Origin of the sequence: Hyphobacterium indicum (genome assembly GCF_003129605.1) — a bacterium.
Lineage (GTDB): Bacteria > Pseudomonadota > Alphaproteobacteria > Caulobacterales > Maricaulaceae > Hyphobacterium > Hyphobacterium indicum.
Genome location: NZ_QBDX01000001.1, coordinates 573,615 through 592,684 on the forward strand (window position 1 = coordinate 573,615; position 19,070 = coordinate 592,684).

Sequence of the window (19,070 nt, forward strand, 5' to 3'; positions counted from 1 at the left end):
GTTCAATTCACAAGGCGGTGAGGATTAACCGCCCTTCGACACGTCCCGGTGACGGCGCATCAAATGCTCGCCGCCATCGACGAGGATGGTTTCCGCCGTCATTGCCGGACTGGCGAGGATGAAGCGGACCGTGCGGACGATATCGTCCGGGGTTGAGCCACCCTGCATGGGGTTGTTTTTGTGAGCGGCCTCAAACGCGGCATCGCTCATATCCGGAGCCGGCAGGGTCAGGCCCGGCGCGATGCCATTCACTCGCACACGCGGTGCAAATTGCATCGCCATCGTCTCGGTGGCGGCATGCAGCCCGGCCTTGGCCAGCGTATAGCTGAAATGATCCGGGTTCAGATTGAACAGTTTCTGGTCCAGCAGATTGATGACGCAGCCCGAATTGCGGCCGCTATGGGCTTCCGCCATGACCGAGGCCAGAAGGCAGGGTGCGACCAGGTTGATATCGAGGATGCGCTGCATGTCTGCCGGATCGAGCCGGTCCGCCGTGTCATGATCGAAGACCGAGGCCGAATTGACCAGCACGTCGATCCGGCCAAGCCCGCGGACCAGCTGGGGCAGGGAGGCGGTCTCGGCAAGGTCGAACTGGACCGCCTCAGCCTCGCCCCCTGCCGTGCGGATATCCTCCACCGTCCGGCCCGCTTCGCCGGCAGAGCGGTTGAAATGCACCCATATCTTGTAACCGTCTGTGGCCAGTGCTTTGGCAATGGCTGCGCCCAAGCGCTTGCCAGCGCCGGTAACCAGAGCGATTTTAGATCCCATGAAAGCCTCCCGGCCAGCCCGTCCCCCTACCGTCGCGGAAGATACAGCGGCCCCGCCCGAAGAGGGGACAGCCGGCCTGACCGGACCAGAGGTGATTGCATCTTACGTCAAGCGGCTGCCGGCGAAACCCGGCGTCTACCGCATGTATGGCAAAGATGGTGATATCCTCTATGTCGGCAAGGCAAAAAACCTGAAAAACCGGGTTTCGAACTATGCCAAGGGGGGCGGACACAATAACCGCATCGCCCTGATGATCGCGCTGACGCGGTCGATGGAATTTGTCGTCACCGAGACCGAAACCGAAGCCCTGCTGCTGGAAGCCAATCTGATCAAGCGGCTCAAACCCCGCTTCAATGTCATCCTGCGCGATGACAAATCCTTTCCCTACATCCTGATCCGCACCGACCATGCGGCGCCACAGATCCGCAAGCATCGCGGCGCGCGCAAGGCGAAGGGTATGTATTTCGGCCCCTTTGCCAGTGCCGGGGCGGTCAATGCGACGCTCAACACGCTGCAGAAAGCCTTCCTCCTGCGCACCTGCACCGACAGCGTCTATGAAGGCCGCACCCGGCCCTGCATGCTTTATCAGATCAAGCGCTGCGCCGGCCCGTGCGTCGATCTGGTCCGGCCGGAGGCCTATCAGGAACTGGTCGATGAAGCCGAGGCGTTCCTGCGCGGCCGGTCCAATGCGCTGCGCGAGCAATTGAGTGCCCAGATGGCGGCCGCCTCCGAGGCGCTGGATTTCGAGGCCGCCGCGAAATTGCGTGATCGTATCCGTGCCATTGCGGCGGTGACCACCGAACAGGGCATCAATCCGGAAGGCGTGGAAGAAGCCGATATCGTGGCGCTGGCCCAGGAGGGTGGTAAATCCTGTGTCCAGGTCTTCTTCTACCGGGCCGGTCAGAACTGGGGCAATCAGAGCTTCTTCCCGAAACACGAAGCCGAGGCCGAGCCATCGGAAATCCTCGCCGCCTTTCTCGCGCAATTCTATGATGACCGTCCGGCCCCGGCGCTGATCATGACCTCGCATCCGGTCGAGGAGGCCGCACTGATTGGCGAGGCGCTCACCCTGCGCGCTGACCGCAAGGTCACGGTGATGACACCGCAGCGCGGGGAAAAGAAGAAACTCGTCGAGCGCACACGTAGCAATGCCCGCGAAGCCCTCGGCCGCCGCCTGTCGGAAAGCGCCACCCAGGCGCGGCTTCTCAAGGGCGTGGCCAAGGTTTTCATGCTGGACGAACCGCCAAGGCGCATCGAGGTCTATGATAATTCCCACATCCAGGGCACGAATGCGCTGGGCGCGATGATCGTCGCCGGGCCGGAAGGGTTTTCCAAAACCCATTACCGCCGCTTCAACATGAAGGGCGATGATGCCGCCACCAATGATGATTTCGCCATGATGGCCGCCATGCTGCGCCGCCGCTTCTCGCGTCTGCTCAGGGAGCGGGAGGAGGGCGCGCCGGTACCGGATCTGGTGCTGATCGATGGCGGCAAGGGCCAGCTTTCATCCGTGATGGCAGTGATGGAAGAGCTGGGCATCACCGATGTGCCGGTCGCCGCCATCGCCAAGGGGCCGGAACGCGATGCCGGGCGCGAAGCCTTCTACCTGCCGGGCGAAGCGCCGTTCAAACTGCCTATGAATGATCCCGTGCTCTATTATCTCCAGCGCCTGCGCGATGAAGCCCACCGCTTTGCGATTGGCGGCCATCGTGCGAAACGTCAGAAGACACTGCGCGACAATCCGCTCGATTCCATTCCCGGCATCGGCCCGTCACGCAAGAAAGCACTATTGGCGCACTTCGGCTCCGCCAAGGCGGTGGAACGCGCCGCGCTTGCCGATCTCGAAGCCGTGGAGGGCGTCTCCGCCGCCATGGCCAAACGCATTCATGACTGGTTCCAGCAATGATCTTTACCCTGCCCAATATTCTCACCGCTTTCCGTCTCGTCGCCGGACCACTGGGCGCGCTGTTTTTGTGGTGGGGGCTGAATGCCGCCGACAATGAAGGCCTGATCCGCTGGTGGTCCTATGCGCTGGCACTGTTTATCGGCGGTGCGGTTTCGGACTGGCTGGATGGCTGGCTGGCGCGCCGCCTGGGGCAGGTCAGCGCCTTCGGCGCTTTGCTTGATCCGATGGCCGACAAGGTGTTTGTCGGCGCTTTCCTGATTGTCTTCGCCATCTGGTCGGGCCTGTGGCTGGTGAGCTGGCCGGTCGCGGTCATCCTGTCGCGCGATATCGTCATCACGGCGATCCGCCTGTCGCGCCTGGGCAAGGAAAGCGTGCCGGTGCCGGTCTCCCTCGCCGCCAAGGTCAAGACCGCCGTGGAAATGCTGATGATCGCCTGGTTCTTCGCCCTCATCTTCCTGGTGCGCGGTGACAGTGTCTGGGCCTATGAAGCCTGGATCGTCTTTTTGTGGATCGCCGCCGCGCTCAGCCTCTATACCGGCCTGACCTATCTCTGGGCGATGCGAAAGACTTCGTCGGGATAAGTGATCCCGAATTTGGGTGTTAGAGAGCTATAAGCCGCCGCAGACAGCGGCAAGGACGCAGCATGACAGAGATTTCCGATACCCATATCCTGGTCGTGGACGATGATGACCGCATCCGTGACCTCCTGAAACGCTTCCTGTCGCGGCATGGCTACCGCGTCTCTACCTCTGCCGACGCATCGAAGGCGCAGGCGAAGATGCGGTCCATGGATTATGATCTCATCGTGCTGGATGTGATGATGCCCGGCATGGACGGGTTCGAGCTGACCCGGATTGTCCGCGAAACCCGCGAAACCCCGATCCTGCTGCTCACCGCCCGCGGCGAGGCCGAAGACCGCATCAGGGGCCTGTCACTAGGGGCGGATGATTATCTGGCCAAGCCGTTCGAGCCGGAAGAACTGGTGCTGCGGATCAATGCCATCCTGCGCCGCGCGCGCCCGGCCGCACTCGAACCGAAAAAGGTCCGGTTCGGGCATTTCCGCTTCGATATCGGCAATGGCGCGCTGACCCGCAATGGTGAGGCCGTGCGTCTGACCGGCGGCGAGGAAACCCTGCTGAAAGCGCTGGCCCGCGCAGTGGGCCAGACCGTGTCGCGCTATGATCTGTGCGAGCTGACCGGCGGCGGCGAACGCGCCGTGGATGTGCAGATGACCCGGCTGCGGCGCAAGCTGGAAGCTGATCCGCGCCAGCCGCTTCATTTACAGACCATTCGCGGTGAGGGATACAAGCTGATCGCCGAGGCGATTTTCGAGGATCAGGGCTGACACCGATTTGGGACCGTTGAAACGATATCTGCCGAAAAGCCTGTTTGGCCGGTCCCTGTTGATCTTCGTCGTGCCCGTCGCGGTCATGCAGGGGCTGATTGCCTGGGCCTTTTTCGAGCAACACTGGGAAACCGTCACCCAGCGCCTCTCGGAAGGCGTGGCCGGTGATGTCGCCATGATGACGGAATTGTTCGAGCAGAGCAGCGGCGACCTATCCACCTTCGACATGCTCGCGGACAATGCGTACCGCAACATGCAGCTCTCGGTGGATTTCCGCGAGGGCGAAGTCTTGCCCACCTCGCGCCGCTCCTCCTTTTTCCGGACGCTGGACCGCACCCTGCGGCGCTCCCTGACCGCGGCCATGGACAATCCGGTCTGGTTCGACACCACGCGCTATCCCGCCTATGTCGATATCCGCGTCCAGACGGAGACCGGGGTGCTGCGCTTCATTGCCGTGCGCGAGCGCGTCTTCGCCACCACGGGGCATATCTTCCTGCTCTGGCTGTTCGGAGCGACGGCGCTGCTCAGCCTGGTCTCGGTGATTTTCATCCGCAATCAGGTCAAGCCGATCCGGCGCCTTGCCGACACCGCCAAACGCTTTGGCCGCGGCGAGGACGACACCGATTTCAAGCCCGCCGGCGCCCGCGAGGTGCGGGAGGCTGCGCACGCCTTTATCGACATGCGCCAGCGCATCACACGCCATCTGGACCAGCGCACCTCGCTGCTGGCCGGGGTCAGCCATGACTTGCGGACGCCGCTGACGCGCCTGAAACTGCAGCTCGCCATGATGCCGGAGGGCAGCGAACGCGATGATGCCATCCGCGATGTCGCTGAAATGGAACATATGCTGGAGGAGTATCTGGCCTTTGCGCGCGGCCAGGTGAGCGAGGAAACCGTCGAGGCCGATGTCTCCGCCCTGGTCACCGAAACCGTGGAGGCGGCACGCCGCGCGGACCCCGCCATCGCTCTGGAAGCGGAAGCGGATATCCGCGCCAATATCCGCCCCGGCGTGCTGAAGCGCGGCATTGCCAATCTCATCGCCAATGCCTGCGCCTATGGCACGCAGTGCGAGGTCTCGGTCCGGCGGCTGAACCGGCGGCTGGAAATCATTGTTGATGACAATGGGCCGGGCATCCCGGCGGACAAGCGCGAGGAAGCGTTCAAACCCTTCTCGCGGCTGGATGAGGCGCGCAATATGAACCGCGAAGGGGTCGGCCTCGGGCTCGCCATTGCCCGCGATGTCGCCCGTGGCCATGGCGGCGATGTGGAATTGTCCGACAGCCCGCTGGGCGGCTTGCGCGCCGTCATGCGCCTGCCGCTGGCTTAGCGGAGATTACCCTCCGGATTATTCGATATGCTCCGGTCGAAGCATCTTTAGCGGTTTTCCGGCCCCCCGCTTTCACAAGGGTGGGCATGCCCGAGGATGACGGGGAAGCAGCTAAGGTCACCCCACCCTGACGGCTTCGCCGTCTTTCCTCCCCATCAAGGGGAAGGGAAAAGACGCCGGCGCTGCCAACACTTTCCCCTCCCCCACCGTGGGGAGGGGTAGGGGTGGGGGGTAATTACCGGCATGGCTGTTATCGCCATCACTTCGCCCGCCGCGCCATCGGCAAACTCGGCAGCCCGGGCCACGCGCAGCGGAAACTAAAGGATAGCGTCTCGAACCCGTCCGGGTTCGCAAGCGCGACCGCGCGCCCGCAGCTTTAGCGAGGAGCGAAGGCCCGGAGGGGCCTGAGCATCGGAGAAAAGTGTGCGCCCCCGTGGTCAGATCGCACCAATTCTTCCGCTTCAAGGAGGAGGGTGAAAGTGGCTGCGGTGCCCGTCTGCCTGCATCCGGCCCCTGCGAGGGAGGGTGGAGCCGGAAACCGGTTTCGGGGCACCGCAACCGGGAGCGCACACATGGGAAACTGCCCTGTCAGGGCTGAATGGCAGCTGAGCGCAGCGGACTTTGTTTCGCCCATCATGCGGCGCGAATAAGGCGGCGCTCGTGGCCGTCTGTGCCTCTCTTATGACGCGAGTGCAGCATAAATTCTTCGCCAGACAGGCTTTATATCCGGATTAACCCGTGGTTAAATCCCTCCGTCGCGCTGGGGAGCGAGCAAGGAACGACAAGGGATTTGCATGAAAAAGTTTATTCTCACCGCTGCCGCATTGGGCCTGATGACGTCGGGTGCCGCTTTTGCGAATGGCATGGACAATGCCGTGGGCAACACCGTCCGGATCATCGTCAATGATGCCGGCGAAGGCTTCGATGTCTATTTTGACGCCGGCGGCGTCTATTCCGACAGTCTTGGCCGCACCGGCGCCACATGGGCGTTTGACGAGCAGCTTTGCATCACTCCGCCGCCCGACGCAGGTGCCGAAACCAGTTGTGGACCCTGGAATGAAGATCTGGATGCCGGCGGCAGCTGGCAGACAGATGGCTGGTCCGATGACGGCACCATGATCACGATTTCTATCCTTGAAGGACGCGGCCACGAAGCGCCGACCCCTCCGACGCCACCGGCTGAATAATCCGCACCACTCACCCTTCAGGGATAATGAAGCGGTCAGCCTCCGGGCTGGCCGTTTTGTTTTGACAGGAGACTGCCCATGAACCGGCCGGACCGCACCGCCATCCATAACGCCATGACAGACAAGGGCTATGTCATATTCGGCAACGCGAAGGGATTTGATCTCAACATCGTCGGTATCCGGTCGGCGGAGACCAAAGCCAATGCCTTCGATGACTGGCTGACGGTTTCCTACAGGGACGCCGCGCATGGCGACTGGGCCTTCTATGCCTTTGCCTGCACCACCGATCCCGGCCTGACCCATTTGCAGACCCTGTCGCATCCCGATGGCACGGCGGTTCTGAAGGAGGGCCAGTACCGCTCCTCCCACATGATCCGCAAGCATCAGGGCAAATATGACGCGATCTGCCAGAAGCCGGGCTATGTGCTGCAGACCTGGCGCGACCGCAATGAGGACGGCACGATCGACCGCGACGCGGGCAATGTCTTCACCAATGCCACCGGGATCAACATCCACCGCGCCAGCGCCACGCGGCGGTCGACACAGGTTGATCGCTGGTCGGCCGGTTGTCAGGTCATCGCCGATCCCACCGATTTCGATATCCTGATGACGCTCGCGCGGCGGGCGAAAGAGATTTACGGCAACAGCTTCACCTATACCCTGCTTCACGAAACCGATCTCTGACAGGCATGGTTCATGCAGATGTGCTAGACTTGTGCCGTCCTGGCGTCATGTAAGGGGAAATCCATGTTTATTCTTGGCCGTGTCGGCTCTGTCAGCGCCACGCTGTTCCTGGCCTTTATCCTCGCCCTCGCCATGCTGGTCACGCTCGGCCTGTATGCACCGGACCTGCTCAACTGGATCCTGAACTGGGCCGATCAGGTCGAGGACTGGCTGACCCATACCGCGCTGCCCAACCGGTACAACAATCTGGTCCGGCTCTTCCTGTCCAATCAGCAGATCACCTTCCTCTTCTTCACCATCATCGCGCGCATTATCATCGCGATCGTGGCGAGCCTGTTCATGTCGGCCGTGAAGCCGAAATCGAAGATCGACAAGGCCTTCGGATAACGAAAACGCCGCCGTGGAGACCACGGCGGCGCATCGTCAGAACAGAATTCAGAACCGCTTACGGGCGGTCGACGGGCGTCAGCGAACCGTTGCCGAACGGCGTTTCAATGGATTCGCAGGTGCCTTCCGGGACATAGGTCCAGGCATCGCCCTGATAATCAATCGTCGATGTGCCTTCGCACGACGTGCCGGGGCCGGCCGCACAATCATTCTCGCCAGCCAGGGCAATGCCATAGCATTGTTCCATGCCGTCAGTGTCCATGTCGTCCATGGCCATTTCAACTTCGTCGGCCATATCCGAGGCCATGTCACCGGCATCGTCCATGGCAGCTTCAGCGGCGTCACCGGCATCGTCCATCATGTCGCCAGCGGTATCGCCGGCATCATCCATGGCATCGCCAGCGGCATCCGCCGCATCTTCCATGGTGGCTTCGGCTTCATCCATCATCGTGTCGTCAGTCGCAGCCTCTTCACCCGAAGAGCAGGCCATCAGGGCCAGCGCGGGCAGGGCAGCGGTAAGCATCAAACGTGTACGCATAAGTCTTCCCTTCCTTGACTCGCCAAAGAAATTATTCCGGCGGCGGGCATCCTTACCATAAATTCATATTCTGTGCAGGGGTATATTTTCAGAGCGAGACCCGCGCTGACAGACGCTCCGCCGGAACAGTGCGCGGTGTCTTGTGAACCGTCGCCGTCACGCGCGCAACATCCGGGAAGGCCTTCACCCGCTCGGCAATGGCCAGGGCCAGCGTCTCGATCAGATCATAATGTTTCAGATCAGCCGTCTGCTGCACGGCAGCGGCGACCTCGTCATAATGCGCCGTCTCGCCAATGGAATCATTCGCCGGCACGGATTTCAGCGTCATCACCAGATCGACCGTAACATCCTGGCGCGCCTTGCGTTCAAAATCGTGAACCCCCAGTGCAACAGGCACGCGCAAGGCGGTGATTTCGATTTCCATCTGCGGCATGGCGGCGGGGTCCCGGTGCTGGTTTCTGGCGCTGTGCATAGGCGGGATAAGGCAGTGTTTCAAGCAAGAGCGGCCTTGGCGCAGGGTCACGAAACCATTAGGTTAGTTTCAAATGTAACTAATCGGAGGCTCACATGGTCGAGCTACGCGTCCCCACATCAGATCCGGTCGTCCAGCGCCAGGTCGAGGCCGGTCAGGTGCGCGATGATTACACGATCGACCAGTGCTGGGATGAATACACCGATGAAGAGCATGCCATGTGGCACAAGCTCTATAACCGCCAGACCGGCATGCTGGGCAACCGGGCGGTAAGGGAATTCTATGACGGGCTCGACGCGCTCGGCCTCGACAATACAAAGATCCCCGACTTCCGGGAGGTCAATCCGAAGCTGGAAGCCCTGACCGGCTGGAAGCTCGTCACCGTGCCGGGCCTGATCCCGGACGAGCCCTTCTTCACCCATCTCGCCAACCGGCAATTCCCGGTCGGCCGCTTCATCCGCAAGCCGCACGAGATCGATTACCTGCAGGAGCCGGACATCTTCCACGATGTCTTCGGCCATGCCCCGCTGCTGGGCCTGTCGACCTTTGCCGATTACATGGCCGCCTATGGCCGCGGCGGCCTGCGCGCGCTGGAATTCGGCACGCTGGAAAACATCACCAGGCTCTACTGGTACACGGTGGAATTCGGCCTCATCAAACAGGGTGACGCGCTGAAAATCTATGGCGCCGGCATTGTCTCATCCTATTCGGAAAGCGTCTTCTCGCTGGAGGGCCGTTCGCCCAACCGCATCGGTTTCGACATCGAGCGCATCATGCGCACACAATACCGCTATGATGATTTCCAGCAGACCTATTTCGTCATCGACAGTTTCCAGCAATTGCTGGACGACACGGTGAAGCAGGATTTCGCGCCGCTCTACGAGCGCATCAAGGGGCAGGGCGACATCCCCGCCCGCGCCACGACTGACGGCGATAACGTGATCCACAAGGGCACGCAGGAATACGCCGACGCTGGCGGGCGATGGGAAAACGCGCCGCAGGTGTAGGGGGCAGGCATTGACGTGGACTGCGGCACTGCCGGTCCGGGGCTTCGGTCGCTGATCCGCTAATGGCTATTGGTCAGGGGTGACGCAATCGCCGCACTAGTGACAGATCGCGGTACGGCATCGCTACTGAATCGAAGAAATACGCGCCGGTCTGCTGCGGCCAAAGGCATGTCTGCCCCTTCGTTTGCGCGCACAAAAACGGCGAACAGGCGCGGATTATCAGGATGGAAAACAACGGCAAATGGACTGGGCGTACGGCTTGAAGTGCACAAGCCCTGACTGTCGGTCTCGCAAACCTCCAGCGACACCGGCAAATCCTGACCGCCGGTATCGGCGCTGACGGTCACGGTTACCGGATCGCTGGCACCGACCGTTACGGCTGCGGCCGAAAGAAATCCGATCCGGTTTCCGTCGCCAGGAATTCTGATAACACCGTCTGATGTCGGCGTTACGCCGATAGCCAGAAGGTCGGGCGCTCCCGGATCGGATGACAGCACGAAATCGGTGAGACCGGGAATGCGTGCTGCCTGCACGCCGGCCTCACAGGTAAAATCGATATGCACACTCTGGCCCACGAAGACCGATCTGGGCGTCAGGCTGAAGACGAAGCTCTGTGACAGCCTTGGCAGCACGTCAACAGGCGTACTGGGCGTTCCAATCGGCATATTCGCCGTATCGGTTGTCTGAAAGGCGAACGCAGCGTCCACGCCATCCGACATGTTCAACCGGCAATTCTCGGCGGTCTGCTGACCCGCATTTACGACGGAGGCGAAAGCGGTCGCCGGCTGCCCAGCCGGAACCGAACGGGCTCCCGGCAGGAGTGAAGCGGCAATTGAAGGCGGCCCGAATGCAGCGTCGTCACACAGCTGTTGCCGATCTGCGAGGCAACGTGAGCGGGTTGTCCCGGCGCGACCGAATACCGCATCGAGAAATGCCACCGTGTGGTCAGCGACAGTAACGTCCCGAACGGTACGCGTTCGCGGCTGAACTGTGGATAGGCCGTGGCCGACTCCGTCAAGCGGTAGATACCAGATATCGGTCGCCGTTGCTTGTGCAGCAGCAGCGAGGGAGAGGGCGTTCTGGAACGCGACCGTCTGATCGGCGTTTCCATGCACGACCATCAGCGGAATGTCGTTTGCCTCCATTGTGAAGAAGGGCTGCAATCCACCCCAATAATCGACAATGCCGACCAGGTCGACGGGGAGGGTGACACCGCGTTCCTGCTGGCCGTAACCCACATTCAGCGATGTTCCGGCACCGGCAGATCCGCCCCAGAGCACGGCACGGGAGGTGTCGATCCCCATCGCGCCCGCATTGGCCGCGAGCCAGCCGATCGCCGCTTCGGTATCCTCGATCGCTCCGATCGCTGCGCGGGCCTGGCGACCTGCACCGCTGTTGGCATTCAGGAGTTGCCACTGCGATGTGGAGAGCACGGTTTCCAGAAAGCCGAGTGTTGCCGAGGCCAGTACCGGACGGTCTCCGGCGAGGCGGTAGTCGATCGCGGCGACGGCGTAGCCAGCTGCCAATGCGTCCTGAAGCAAGTCTATGACTCCGGCCAGATCCTTTGAACCGCTGACAAAGCCGCCGCCGTGAATAAAGACGATCAGCGGGCAGTCACTACTGCAGCCCGCATCCGGTCGATGAATGTCGAGCTCCAGCGGAAGGGGACCGTTTTCCGTCGCGGCTTGCGTATAGACATGTGTTGTCGTCGCGTTCTGCGCGGAAGCAGCCGAAGTTGGAGCCAGCAACATCAAGATGGCGAGCAGCTTTAGTGTCACGCTGGAACAAGCTCGCTGCACGTGGATCATAATTTCACCCTTCCGGTTCGCGGTTTGCATTCAGACAGGTAACGTTGAAGCTGAAAAAATCCGTCGCCAAGCGATGCAAATGCGCAGTTTGGGGGAAGACCGACGCAGCGCGCGATCTCTGGTGGCTTGTTTCCCCTTGCACCCCAAGTTGAGTCATTGATGCGCAGGATAGAAACCCTCCTGGTGACTAGCTGTGGACCGACCGGCCTGCCTCGAACGCCGCGGCTTTCCATCTGCTCCTTCGCGTAACCCGGACAGGCGGACCTTAGGACGCCAGAGCGCAGAATTTTCGCGGTGATTCCGCCCGCCACAATCCGGACACAATCGGGGCGCTATAATGCGACCATCGTACTGGTTAGATGATTATTCCTGAAGGACGGCCTGCCGCCTTCATGGCTTTTTCCCTTCCAAATTCGACTCGTGGTTTTCGGCCTCATGGCCGGGAGCTTGCCAATTCTGTTATCAATTGAAAGGAAATTGCTATGACAACAGGAACCGTGAAATTTTTTAATTCCAGCAAAGGTTTTGGATTCATCCAGCCGGAAGATGGTTCGACCGACGTTTTCGTGCACGCAACGGCACTTGAGCGCGCGGGCATTCACTCGCTGGACGAAGGTCAGAAAGTGACCTTTGACGTCGTCAAGGACAGCCGTTCCGGCAAGAATGCGGCCGACAATCTCGTCCTGGCCTGATCCGTCTTCGCCGGGCGGCCTGTCCGCCTGGCACAAGCGGAATTCGTCCGAAAGGCCGGGGCATGCCCCGGCCTTTCGCTTATCCCCATCCCGGAGAAAGGCCCCGCAAATGCCCGGCAAAAATTATGATTCATTCTTTTCGGTGGAAGCGAAGAAACCGCAGACAAAGGCCGATATTACGGATGCGGCGGTCCGCGATATTCTGCGCGAGGAATCCGGAGAACGCGCGGCGTTGTCCGCCAAGCTTCGCCAGCAAAGGCTGGCCCGGGACAAGAATGCCGGGGCGGCCGCTTCCAAAAAGCCGTCAAAGCCGGCCCGTCCACGCAAGGCCAGGTAACAGCGGCGCACAAGCCTCTGCCTGACTGTCTGTTATTGTGAGAGTCTGACGCTCTCACAGTCCCTTGTCTGAAGGCTGGCGCGCGTGCCGGGAGCGGAGCCCTCGGACAGCCCGAGTGACCGGCGCGCTGCGGCCGTCAGCTCCGTATCCGGGAAGCGGACACGCAAAATTCACCAATGGAGCGGACAGCGGCGAATTTCTTACGATTTCGCATTCGCCTGGAATTACGCCTCAGCTACAGTCATCGACGGGGTCATCGTGAGTGATCGCACAGATCATTAACGCAGCCCGTTCCTGCCCATAAGCAACAACAAGCATCTCCTGGAACGTCACCCACTTGTCAGCGCTATCCTCGATGGCGGCCATCACAGCGCGTTCGAAATTATCACCGATGGCGCCGCGCACTGTCGTTCCTTCGCCAATATGCGGATCAATTGATCCAGTGTCCTTGTTCAGATCAAGATGCCGCAGCCGGTGGGTTCCAGCACCCTCATCGCCGTATAGACACCCGGTATCCTCGCTGGCGAATGACGCCATGTCGAAACAACCCGAAACCAGCCCGGAAGGGAAGGCCGGATTGGCAACACGCAAATCCAGCCAGGGCGCCCGGCCGGTATTGCCGAGACCCGGCGGATTTTCGATCGCAACGGGTTGCGCCGGATCGGGCTGATCCACCCAATTCGAATGGGAATAGAAATCCTGACTGGCATGGAGGATGCGCCCGAGATGGGCCAGTACGTTGCATTTCGCACGGCCATGTTCCTGACCCGCATAGACGCAAGAGATATATGACGGAATCTGGCTGGAGCGTATCTCCCCGTCATCATCCAGCAGGTCCGCTGCATCAACAACAGCGTGGCGTATGTTCTCGAGCATGTAATCGCGGCATTCCCGCAGCGAAGCTTCGGCCTCGGACCGGCTGCGCGGATAGCCCGGAGTGTCGAAATAATCCCCCGCGCTGCAATGCGCGAAGGACGTCAGCATGCCCCGGCCCCGGTCGGGCGCCCCGACAGCGCCGAAATTTCCGCGGCTGCCGGCGAGCGAATCCAGGGTGTCGGACTGGAAACATGCGGAGGGCGGTGATGCGCCGTCGCAAGCCAGCGCGTGACGGGTTATTCGCCCGTGTTCGGAATTCTGGCCACCGCTGTTGATCGTCCCGAATCCGGTCGAGATCACGATGGCGCTCGCCACAGCGATTAATTTAAAAACAGTCATGTGTTGATTGAAAATCATACCGTCCCCCTGAATTTACATTCATAGCAGCAACGTCGTTTTCATGGAAATAAAATAAAATAAAAATTGTCAGTTCATTCTGAACGGTCAAAATAAAGAACGCCCCCTTATTATTTCAGTATTTTGATCGACGCATCTTGCCTCGATTCACGACGGCGAGCGGGTCCCGACGTGCGCGGGTTGGGCGGACGCCCGCTTCGGAATCCGCGTCCGGCGGCCCTGTGCGAGGCTGGGGAGGGCTTTCCCGGAGACGGGCATGCCTATGAGCTTGCTATAAATAAAATACCCTATACAGTCAAAATGTATTTAATAAAACAGAAATTTAGAATATATGGAGTTTAATAATGTTTCGTAATACATTTATTCAAGGCACAATACTCGGGTCGGTACTTTTTGTGTCTGGTTGTGCCACGCCCGGCATAGAGTTTCAGGAGCAGCGCCCCATACTGCGACTTCAATCAGTAACTGCCATCAGCACAACAATTGGCAGCAATGAAGATCAAATATACCTCCAATTTAGCGATGGTTCCCGATATCCGGACAATAACTATGTCATCCGGTCAGGTGATACTTGGGTTCCTGAAGGCATTGTCCTCGATACCACGGTCGCCGGGTCGGTCAGCTTGTTTGAGAGCGATTCACTTTCGAGTGACGATCTGATCGGCATCTACGAATACAACCGGACCGAGGCCGGAACCTACACACAAACCATGACAGGCGACGGCTCGCGATACGAGCTCATTTGGGTCGTGACTGTCGAATAATCGAAGGGACAAGCCTGTTCTGTAACAGGTGATTCACCCCGAGATTTCCGTTCGCCTGATGACTCGTCTCGCGTGAATACGTTTCGTCCAGGCGGAGAAAGTAAGAGAGTTCGATATGTATAATTCAAGATTGGGATACAAGACTCCCCTGTTAACCGCCCTCGTGATCGGCGGGATGCTGCCGGCAGCTGCCTTGGCCGATGAGAGCTGGAATTCTGCTCAGTATGGCGAGATCGTCTATGAGAAAGACATTGGCGATGTCGCCCTTCTTTCCATGGCGGGCGGACACCCCGGCAGCCGGGTTTATATCTACCTGCCCGGATTGGCGGGCAACACCACCGAACGCGGTGCGTTCAATGGCTATTGGATTGAATCCGCTCCCGGTGAATGTGCGACGGAGAGAACCGGCGCCGACGGTCTGCAATCCAACCTCTGGGGCGATGTGCAGGTGGAGTTCGCCCATCCTGCTTACCCAAGCGGGTTCATCATCAGGCTTGGAAATTGCGGCGGCGACTTCACGGACGAGGCTTGGGCCGATCCGTCCTAGTTCCATTTGGGAGGGGCGGGATTCGAACCGGCGATCTGGATGACCCAAATCGTCGAAACCGGCATGCAATGGCGGAAAAATCCGCCTCTGCCCCCGCCGCAGCACTGGCAGCCGACGTCCACCGCGCCGTGTCTGGCGCCTGCCGGTTAACCCGTCTGATTTCCCTCGGGAAAGATCGACAGGATATCCATCCCCTTCATCGCCTCCTTCTTGAACCGGCCCGCGGTAGCGAGCTGCGCATAACCATGTACGAGGCTCCAGACAAAAACCTGTTCCCTAGCCTCGAGGTTCGGGTCGCCTGAAGGAAAGAGGCCAAGTTCCTGCGAAGTATCCGCCAGCACGGCAAAACACGCCCCGACCTGTTCCAGCAGCGCGGGGTCATCGGCAAGGACCCGGTCACGCGCAAACATCAATTCGTAAAGCGCCGGATTCTCCAGCGCAAAGGCGACATATCCCTGCAGGGCGGCGGACCGGCGCTCGGCACGGCTGGCATCGGGCGGGAGGGAAGACCGCATGCGCGCTACCAGCTCGGCATAGCCCTGTGTCGCAAGCGCCGTCAGCAAGCCGCTCTTGTTGCCGAAATGATTCTGCGGTGCCGTCGCGCTGACGCCAACGGCTTTCGCGCATTGCCGCAGGGACAGGGCGCTGTGACCGGACTCCTCGAGAATTTTTCGCGCCGACTCGAGCAGTGCTTCTTTCAGATTACCGTGGTGATAGCCGGATCTGGCGGTTGCGTGATCATCCATATTTACACTGTAAACTTTTTCTTGACGGCGCCGCAACCCTGATCTAGGCATATATTTACAGTGTAAACATAAGGTGGGAAGAATGATCAACGCGCTGAAATTTTCCGGGATCGCCGTCGCGCTGGTGGCGGGGCTTCTGGCCTTTGTCTGGTTTGCCAATCCGTTTGGCGTCCGGGACGACTTCCTCGTTGACCGGATTGTCGCCATGCGCGTTGCGCCGGAGCGGCTCGATCTACCGGAAACACCCGAAGACCATGGCATGGCCTATCGCGACGTGGATATCCTCACCGACGACAATATCCGCCTCAGCGCCTGGGAAATCCCGGCGCCGCGGCCCTCGGACCGCACCGTCATCGTCAATCATCCGCTGACCACAACGCGTTATGGCTCCGTCGAGGGGCTGGACGGCGTTTCGGCGGAATTCCTGCCCATGCTGCGCCACCTTCACGATGCCGGCTATAATATCATCACTTATGATCACCGCGGGCAGGGTGAAAGCGATGGCGGGCTCGGCGCGCTGGCCCGGGGAACAGAGGCGCCGGTCGGCGCCGGTGTAACGGAATGGCAGGACGTCGTGGCTTCGCTGCGTTACGTGCTGGGCCATGACGCCTTCGGGGATGACCAGCTTGTCTTCCTGTCCCAGTGCATGGGAGCGAACGCCACCTTTCTGGCCTGGCAGAATGAACCGGAGTTGTTTTCTCACCCGCAGATCCGGGGCCTCGTCGCCAACCAGCCGACCCTGTCCGACAACATGACCGACCGGTTTATCCGTGCCCGCACCGGTCTCGACCTGGTCGACCAGGTGGAAGCCGTGCAGCGGGAACAATACGGTTTCGGCTTCGCCAATGCGCTGGAAACCGTGCCCAGCGTAACCGTGCCCATCCTGTTCAGTCAGGTCGAACGTGACCGCTATACCTTCGATCCGGAGACCGGCCGCAATGATATCGAGCAGATCATGGCCGCCGCGACGGTCGAGAACGAGATCGTCTGGATCGGGCCGGAACACCCTCATGCCTTCGGAACGGGCCAGCGTTTTGATGCCTACCGCTTCTTCAACACGCACCCCGAGCCACTGCTCGACTTTCTCGCCCGGCAATTTGCGGAGCCGGAATGAGGGGCAGCACACATCGGATTGCTTCTGATATTGCCGGTGCGGCCATCAGGGCGGAGGGTCACAACATCGCCCGATGATATAAACCGGCTTGCCCGCAGGGCCCGAGTCGCGACTAGTATTTCGTCTCTTTAACCGTGAAAGTTTTCCCATGCGCTCTTTTGTCTTCCCGGCCCTGGCGGCCGGCCTGTTCGCCGCTTTCCCGGCTTTCGCCGATGAAGCCTGGGACTCCGACGCCGGCCAGATCATCTATGCCGAAGACCTGGATACCCATGCCGTGCTCTTGCTGACCCAGGCCGACGGGATCGAGCGCCGCTTCTTTATCCGCGACCTGGCCGGCAATTTTGATGACCGGACCGGCTGGTTTGACGGCTATTGGGTGGCGTCGAACATGCCCGGAAAAACCACGGGCGATCCTTGCCCCTTCTCCATCATCGCCGCCAATGGCGAGGCCTATGAGACATGGGGCAGGGTGGTCGTCACATTCGACTCGCCGGCCTTCCCGTCCGGCTTTACCGCCCTTTCGGGCATGTGCCTGGAAACGCCGGCCGAGGAATGGACAGCGTCGCTGCGCTGAGGCCGGGCGGCTACATTTTTGTCGGGCGGTCTCGAGCCTGATGAGGCCCTCCAGATAATCCTTAGGGAGACTCGGATGAGAGGAGTGAAAGCCGGGCCTAACCCCGCCTGAGCACCGCCCGCTCCCCGCAGCTTGGGCAGCCGACTTCGACAGCGACGAGGCCAGGCAGGTTTGGCGCATTTCTTCCCCGACGGCGACATGGCCCCGAAGCAACGCCGTCAGGGGCTGTGCCATGAGATGGTTCGGATCTTTCGCCATCTCCCCAGATCCTTAAGCGAATATCCTTTTCACAGATCCAGATTCCGCCGCGCTTTTACGCAACACCGGACATTGGCGCAGAGACGTCAGTGCGGCGTGCGGCGCGAACCGATATCGTCCAGAACCCATTCCATAACGCGATCTCGTTCGGCGCGGTAATCCTCGATTGTAACCGGTATCAAGACGTCCGGCGGCAAGGTGTCACCAGCGACGCGCGCGAAACAGTAGCGGCGTTTCGAGGTCGTGATCAGAAGACCGGAATTCGGCAGACTGAAACTGGCCATATCTTGATAACCGCACGGATTGGCGCCGGTCGGCTGGCCGATTCTGCGGGCATTCAGGATGTCGGAAAACTGGGCCGAATTGCTCATGGCGGCCGAAAAGGTCGTATTGCTGGTCAGCACATAGAATCCGTTTTGCCAGTCCAGCCCGTCTTCGAGGATCAACCAGGAAGAGAGTAGTAGGCCCATGAAGAAATTGCCGCCATAACTGCCGCGAAAATCGATGATCAGCGCCTCGACATTCTGATCGCCGATATGAGTGGTCACAGCCTCGGCGAAGGCATTCATGTCGGCTTCGCCCGGATAGGTATCAAAGCGAATATATCCGGCGTTCTGCTCGGCAATCCACGAATAATAGATGCCCGGTGCTTCTATCATCGCAGACGTCAGATACTCCTCATCGCGCATGTCCAGGCGGGCGAAATCAGTGCCGTCAATCGCGGTCCGATCCATAGCGGCGAGCGCCAGAACGGTATGCTGGCCATCGCGTTCGAGTGCGAATCTGGCGCGATCTGGATCACTCAGAAACCCCAATCCGGAGAGCAGTTGTGACGCGGAGAAATAATCGCCGGTGCGCCGTGCCCGGGAATGTTCGTTTTCCACAAAAGGCACGACCTCGCCCAAAGCCTGTGTGATTGCCGACGCGGCCGTCCCGTCGACCGAGATCACCCTCGCGCCCAGCCATTGTGCCTGCGTGGCATCAATGCCGGTGATATAGGGCATGTCATCGATCAGGGTGACTTCCACCGGAAAGCGCCGCATGGGGTAGGGACGCCAGAGCGGCAGGCTGGTATGGCCGTCACCGATCCGCCGGGTCAACGCCATCAACCGCACAATGACCTCGTCCTCGGTCAGATCATCAAGCGCTGACGAGAGCTGCTCCAGCTCGGCCAGAAACGCCGCTTCGCTGATCCGGTGATAGGGGTCGATATGGTTGGCGAGGAGGCCGGCATGATAGGCCTCAAGGTCTTCGCGCCAGGCACTGGCTTCGTCAGGCGGCAAGGCGGTCGCGGCGGGGACGAGAGCAGCGATGATCAGGGGCAACAGGAAGAGCGTGCGGATACCGGGGAGATTCATGGAATGCGCTTTCGTAAG

General features: G+C 60.4%; 21 protein-coding genes. 14 read left to right on the top strand and 7 right to left on the bottom strand.

All coding sequences use genetic code 11. The features are described 5' to 3' along the window. Positions 1-24 precede the first annotated feature (24 nt). Positions 25-768, bottom strand: a complete 744-nt coding sequence (locus DBR16_RS02835; protein WP_109260027.1) for an SDR family NAD(P)-dependent oxidoreductase — start codon at positions 766-768, stop codon at positions 25-27. Here DBR16_RS02835 and uvrC point away from each other — a divergent pair. The 7 genes from uvrC (at position 767) to DBR16_RS02870 (ending at position 7,604) form a co-directional block, all read left to right on the top strand. After that, positions 767-2,674 (top strand): excinuclease ABC subunit UvrC, encoded by a 1,908-nt coding sequence (gene uvrC, locus DBR16_RS02840; protein WP_233347535.1) that lies wholly within the window; start codon positions 767-769, stop codon positions 2,672-2,674. The genes DBR16_RS02835 and uvrC overlap by 2 nt on opposite strands. After that, positions 2,671-3,255 carry a CDP-diacylglycerol--glycerol-3-phosphate 3-phosphatidyltransferase gene (gene pgsA, locus DBR16_RS02845; RefSeq protein ID WP_109259710.1) on the top strand — a complete coding sequence of 195 codons (585 nt, stop codon included), beginning with the start codon at positions 2,671-2,673 and terminating at the stop codon, positions 3,253-3,255. The genes uvrC and pgsA overlap by 4 nt, the downstream gene beginning before the upstream one ends. A gap of 62 nt (positions 3,256-3,317) precedes the next feature. After that, positions 3,318-4,019, top strand: coding sequence for a response regulator (locus tag DBR16_RS02850; protein WP_109259711.1), 702 nt, complete (start codon positions 3,318-3,320; stop codon positions 4,017-4,019). A gap of 7 nt (positions 4,020-4,026) precedes the next feature. Further along, the gene (locus tag DBR16_RS02855; RefSeq protein ID WP_407657695.1) at positions 4,027-5,346 is read left to right on the top strand and encodes an ATP-binding protein; all 1,320 of its coding nucleotides are present in this window, start codon (positions 4,027-4,029) and stop codon (positions 5,344-5,346) included. 794 nt (positions 5,347-6,140) lie between these two features. After that, positions 6,141-6,533, top strand: coding sequence for a hypothetical protein (locus DBR16_RS02860; RefSeq protein WP_109259712.1), 393 nt, complete (start codon positions 6,141-6,143; stop codon positions 6,531-6,533). Between the two features lie 78 nt (positions 6,534-6,611). Next, positions 6,612-7,217 (top strand): hypothetical protein, encoded by a 606-nt coding sequence (locus DBR16_RS02865; protein WP_109259713.1) that lies wholly within the window; start codon positions 6,612-6,614, stop codon positions 7,215-7,217. A gap of 63 nt (positions 7,218-7,280) precedes the next feature. Beyond that, positions 7,281-7,604, top strand: coding sequence for a hypothetical protein (locus DBR16_RS02870; protein WP_109259714.1), 324 nt, complete (start codon positions 7,281-7,283; stop codon positions 7,602-7,604). Between the two features lie 58 nt (positions 7,605-7,662). Here the strand turns inward: DBR16_RS02870 and DBR16_RS14205 are convergent, their stop codons facing one another. Both DBR16_RS14205 and DBR16_RS02880 read right to left on the bottom strand, forming a co-directional pair. Beyond that, positions 7,663-7,899: a BufA1 family periplasmic bufferin-type metallophore gene (locus DBR16_RS14205; protein ID WP_407657706.1), complete on the bottom strand. Its 237-nt coding sequence runs from the start codon at positions 7,897-7,899 to the stop codon at positions 7,663-7,665. Positions 7,900-8,230: 331 nt separating this feature from the next. After that, entirely contained in the window at positions 8,231-8,575 is a 345-nt protein-coding gene (locus DBR16_RS02880) for a dihydroneopterin aldolase (protein WP_161539385.1), read from the bottom strand. A 134-nt stretch (positions 8,576-8,709) separates the two neighbouring features. Here DBR16_RS02880 and phhA point away from each other — a divergent pair, with 134 nt between their 5' ends. Beyond that, positions 8,710-9,621: a phenylalanine 4-monooxygenase gene (gene phhA, locus DBR16_RS02885; RefSeq protein WP_109259716.1), complete on the top strand. Its 912-nt coding sequence runs from the start codon at positions 8,710-8,712 to the stop codon at positions 9,619-9,621. Positions 9,622-9,680: 59 nt separating this feature from the next. Here the strand turns inward: phhA and DBR16_RS02890 are convergent, their stop codons facing one another. After that, positions 9,681-11,429, bottom strand: a complete 1,749-nt coding sequence (locus DBR16_RS02890) for an alpha/beta hydrolase (RefSeq protein WP_161539386.1) — start codon at positions 11,427-11,429, stop codon at positions 9,681-9,683. Between the two features lie 482 nt (positions 11,430-11,911). Between DBR16_RS02890 and DBR16_RS02895 the strand changes: the two genes are divergently transcribed. Together DBR16_RS02895 and DBR16_RS02900 are read left to right on the top strand one after the other, a co-directional pair. Then, entirely contained in the window at positions 11,912-12,121 is a 210-nt protein-coding gene (locus DBR16_RS02895; protein ID WP_109259718.1) for a cold-shock protein, read from the top strand. 109 nt (positions 12,122-12,230) lie between these two features. Then, a complete protein-coding gene (locus tag DBR16_RS02900) occupies positions 12,231-12,458 on the top strand; it encodes a hypothetical protein (protein ID WP_109259719.1) in 228 nt (75 codons plus the stop codon). Positions 12,459-12,689: 231 nt separating this feature from the next. Here the strand turns inward: DBR16_RS02900 and DBR16_RS02905 are convergent, their stop codons facing one another. After that, positions 12,690-13,673 carry a CinY protein gene (locus DBR16_RS02905; RefSeq protein WP_125184484.1) on the bottom strand — a complete coding sequence of 328 codons (984 nt, stop codon included), beginning with the start codon at positions 13,671-13,673 and terminating at the stop codon, positions 12,690-12,692. A 362-nt stretch (positions 13,674-14,035) separates the two neighbouring features. Here DBR16_RS02905 and DBR16_RS02910 point away from each other — a divergent pair, with 362 nt between their 5' ends. Further along, entirely contained in the window at positions 14,036-14,455 is a 420-nt protein-coding gene (locus tag DBR16_RS02910; protein ID WP_109259721.1) for a hypothetical protein, read from the top strand. Positions 14,456-14,570: 115 nt separating this feature from the next. Continuing rightward, on the top strand, positions 14,571-15,002 hold the full coding sequence (locus tag DBR16_RS02915) for a hypothetical protein (RefSeq protein WP_161539387.1): 432 nt from the start codon (positions 14,571-14,573) through the stop codon (positions 15,000-15,002). A gap of 146 nt (positions 15,003-15,148) precedes the next feature. Here the strand turns inward: DBR16_RS02915 and DBR16_RS02920 are convergent, their stop codons facing one another. Further along, on the bottom strand, positions 15,149-15,748 hold the full coding sequence (locus DBR16_RS02920) for a TetR/AcrR family transcriptional regulator (protein ID WP_161539388.1): 600 nt from the start codon (positions 15,746-15,748) through the stop codon (positions 15,149-15,151). Positions 15,749-15,830: 82 nt separating this feature from the next. On the opposite strand from DBR16_RS02920, the gene DBR16_RS02925 reads away from it, so the two are divergent. Together DBR16_RS02925 and DBR16_RS02930 are read left to right on the top strand one after the other, a co-directional pair. Beyond that, complete coding sequence (locus DBR16_RS02925) at positions 15,831-16,862, top strand: alpha/beta hydrolase (protein ID WP_109259724.1); 1,032 nt, start codon at positions 15,831-15,833, stop codon at positions 16,860-16,862. A 148-nt stretch (positions 16,863-17,010) separates the two neighbouring features. Further along, complete coding sequence (locus tag DBR16_RS02930; protein ID WP_109259725.1) at positions 17,011-17,436, top strand: hypothetical protein; 426 nt, start codon at positions 17,011-17,013, stop codon at positions 17,434-17,436. A gap of 344 nt (positions 17,437-17,780) precedes the next feature. Here the strand turns inward: DBR16_RS02930 and DBR16_RS02935 are convergent, their stop codons facing one another. Next, positions 17,781-19,052: a S41 family peptidase gene (locus tag DBR16_RS02935; protein WP_109259726.1), complete on the bottom strand. Its 1,272-nt coding sequence runs from the start codon at positions 19,050-19,052 to the stop codon at positions 17,781-17,783. Between the last annotated feature and the right edge of the window lie 18 nt (positions 19,053-19,070).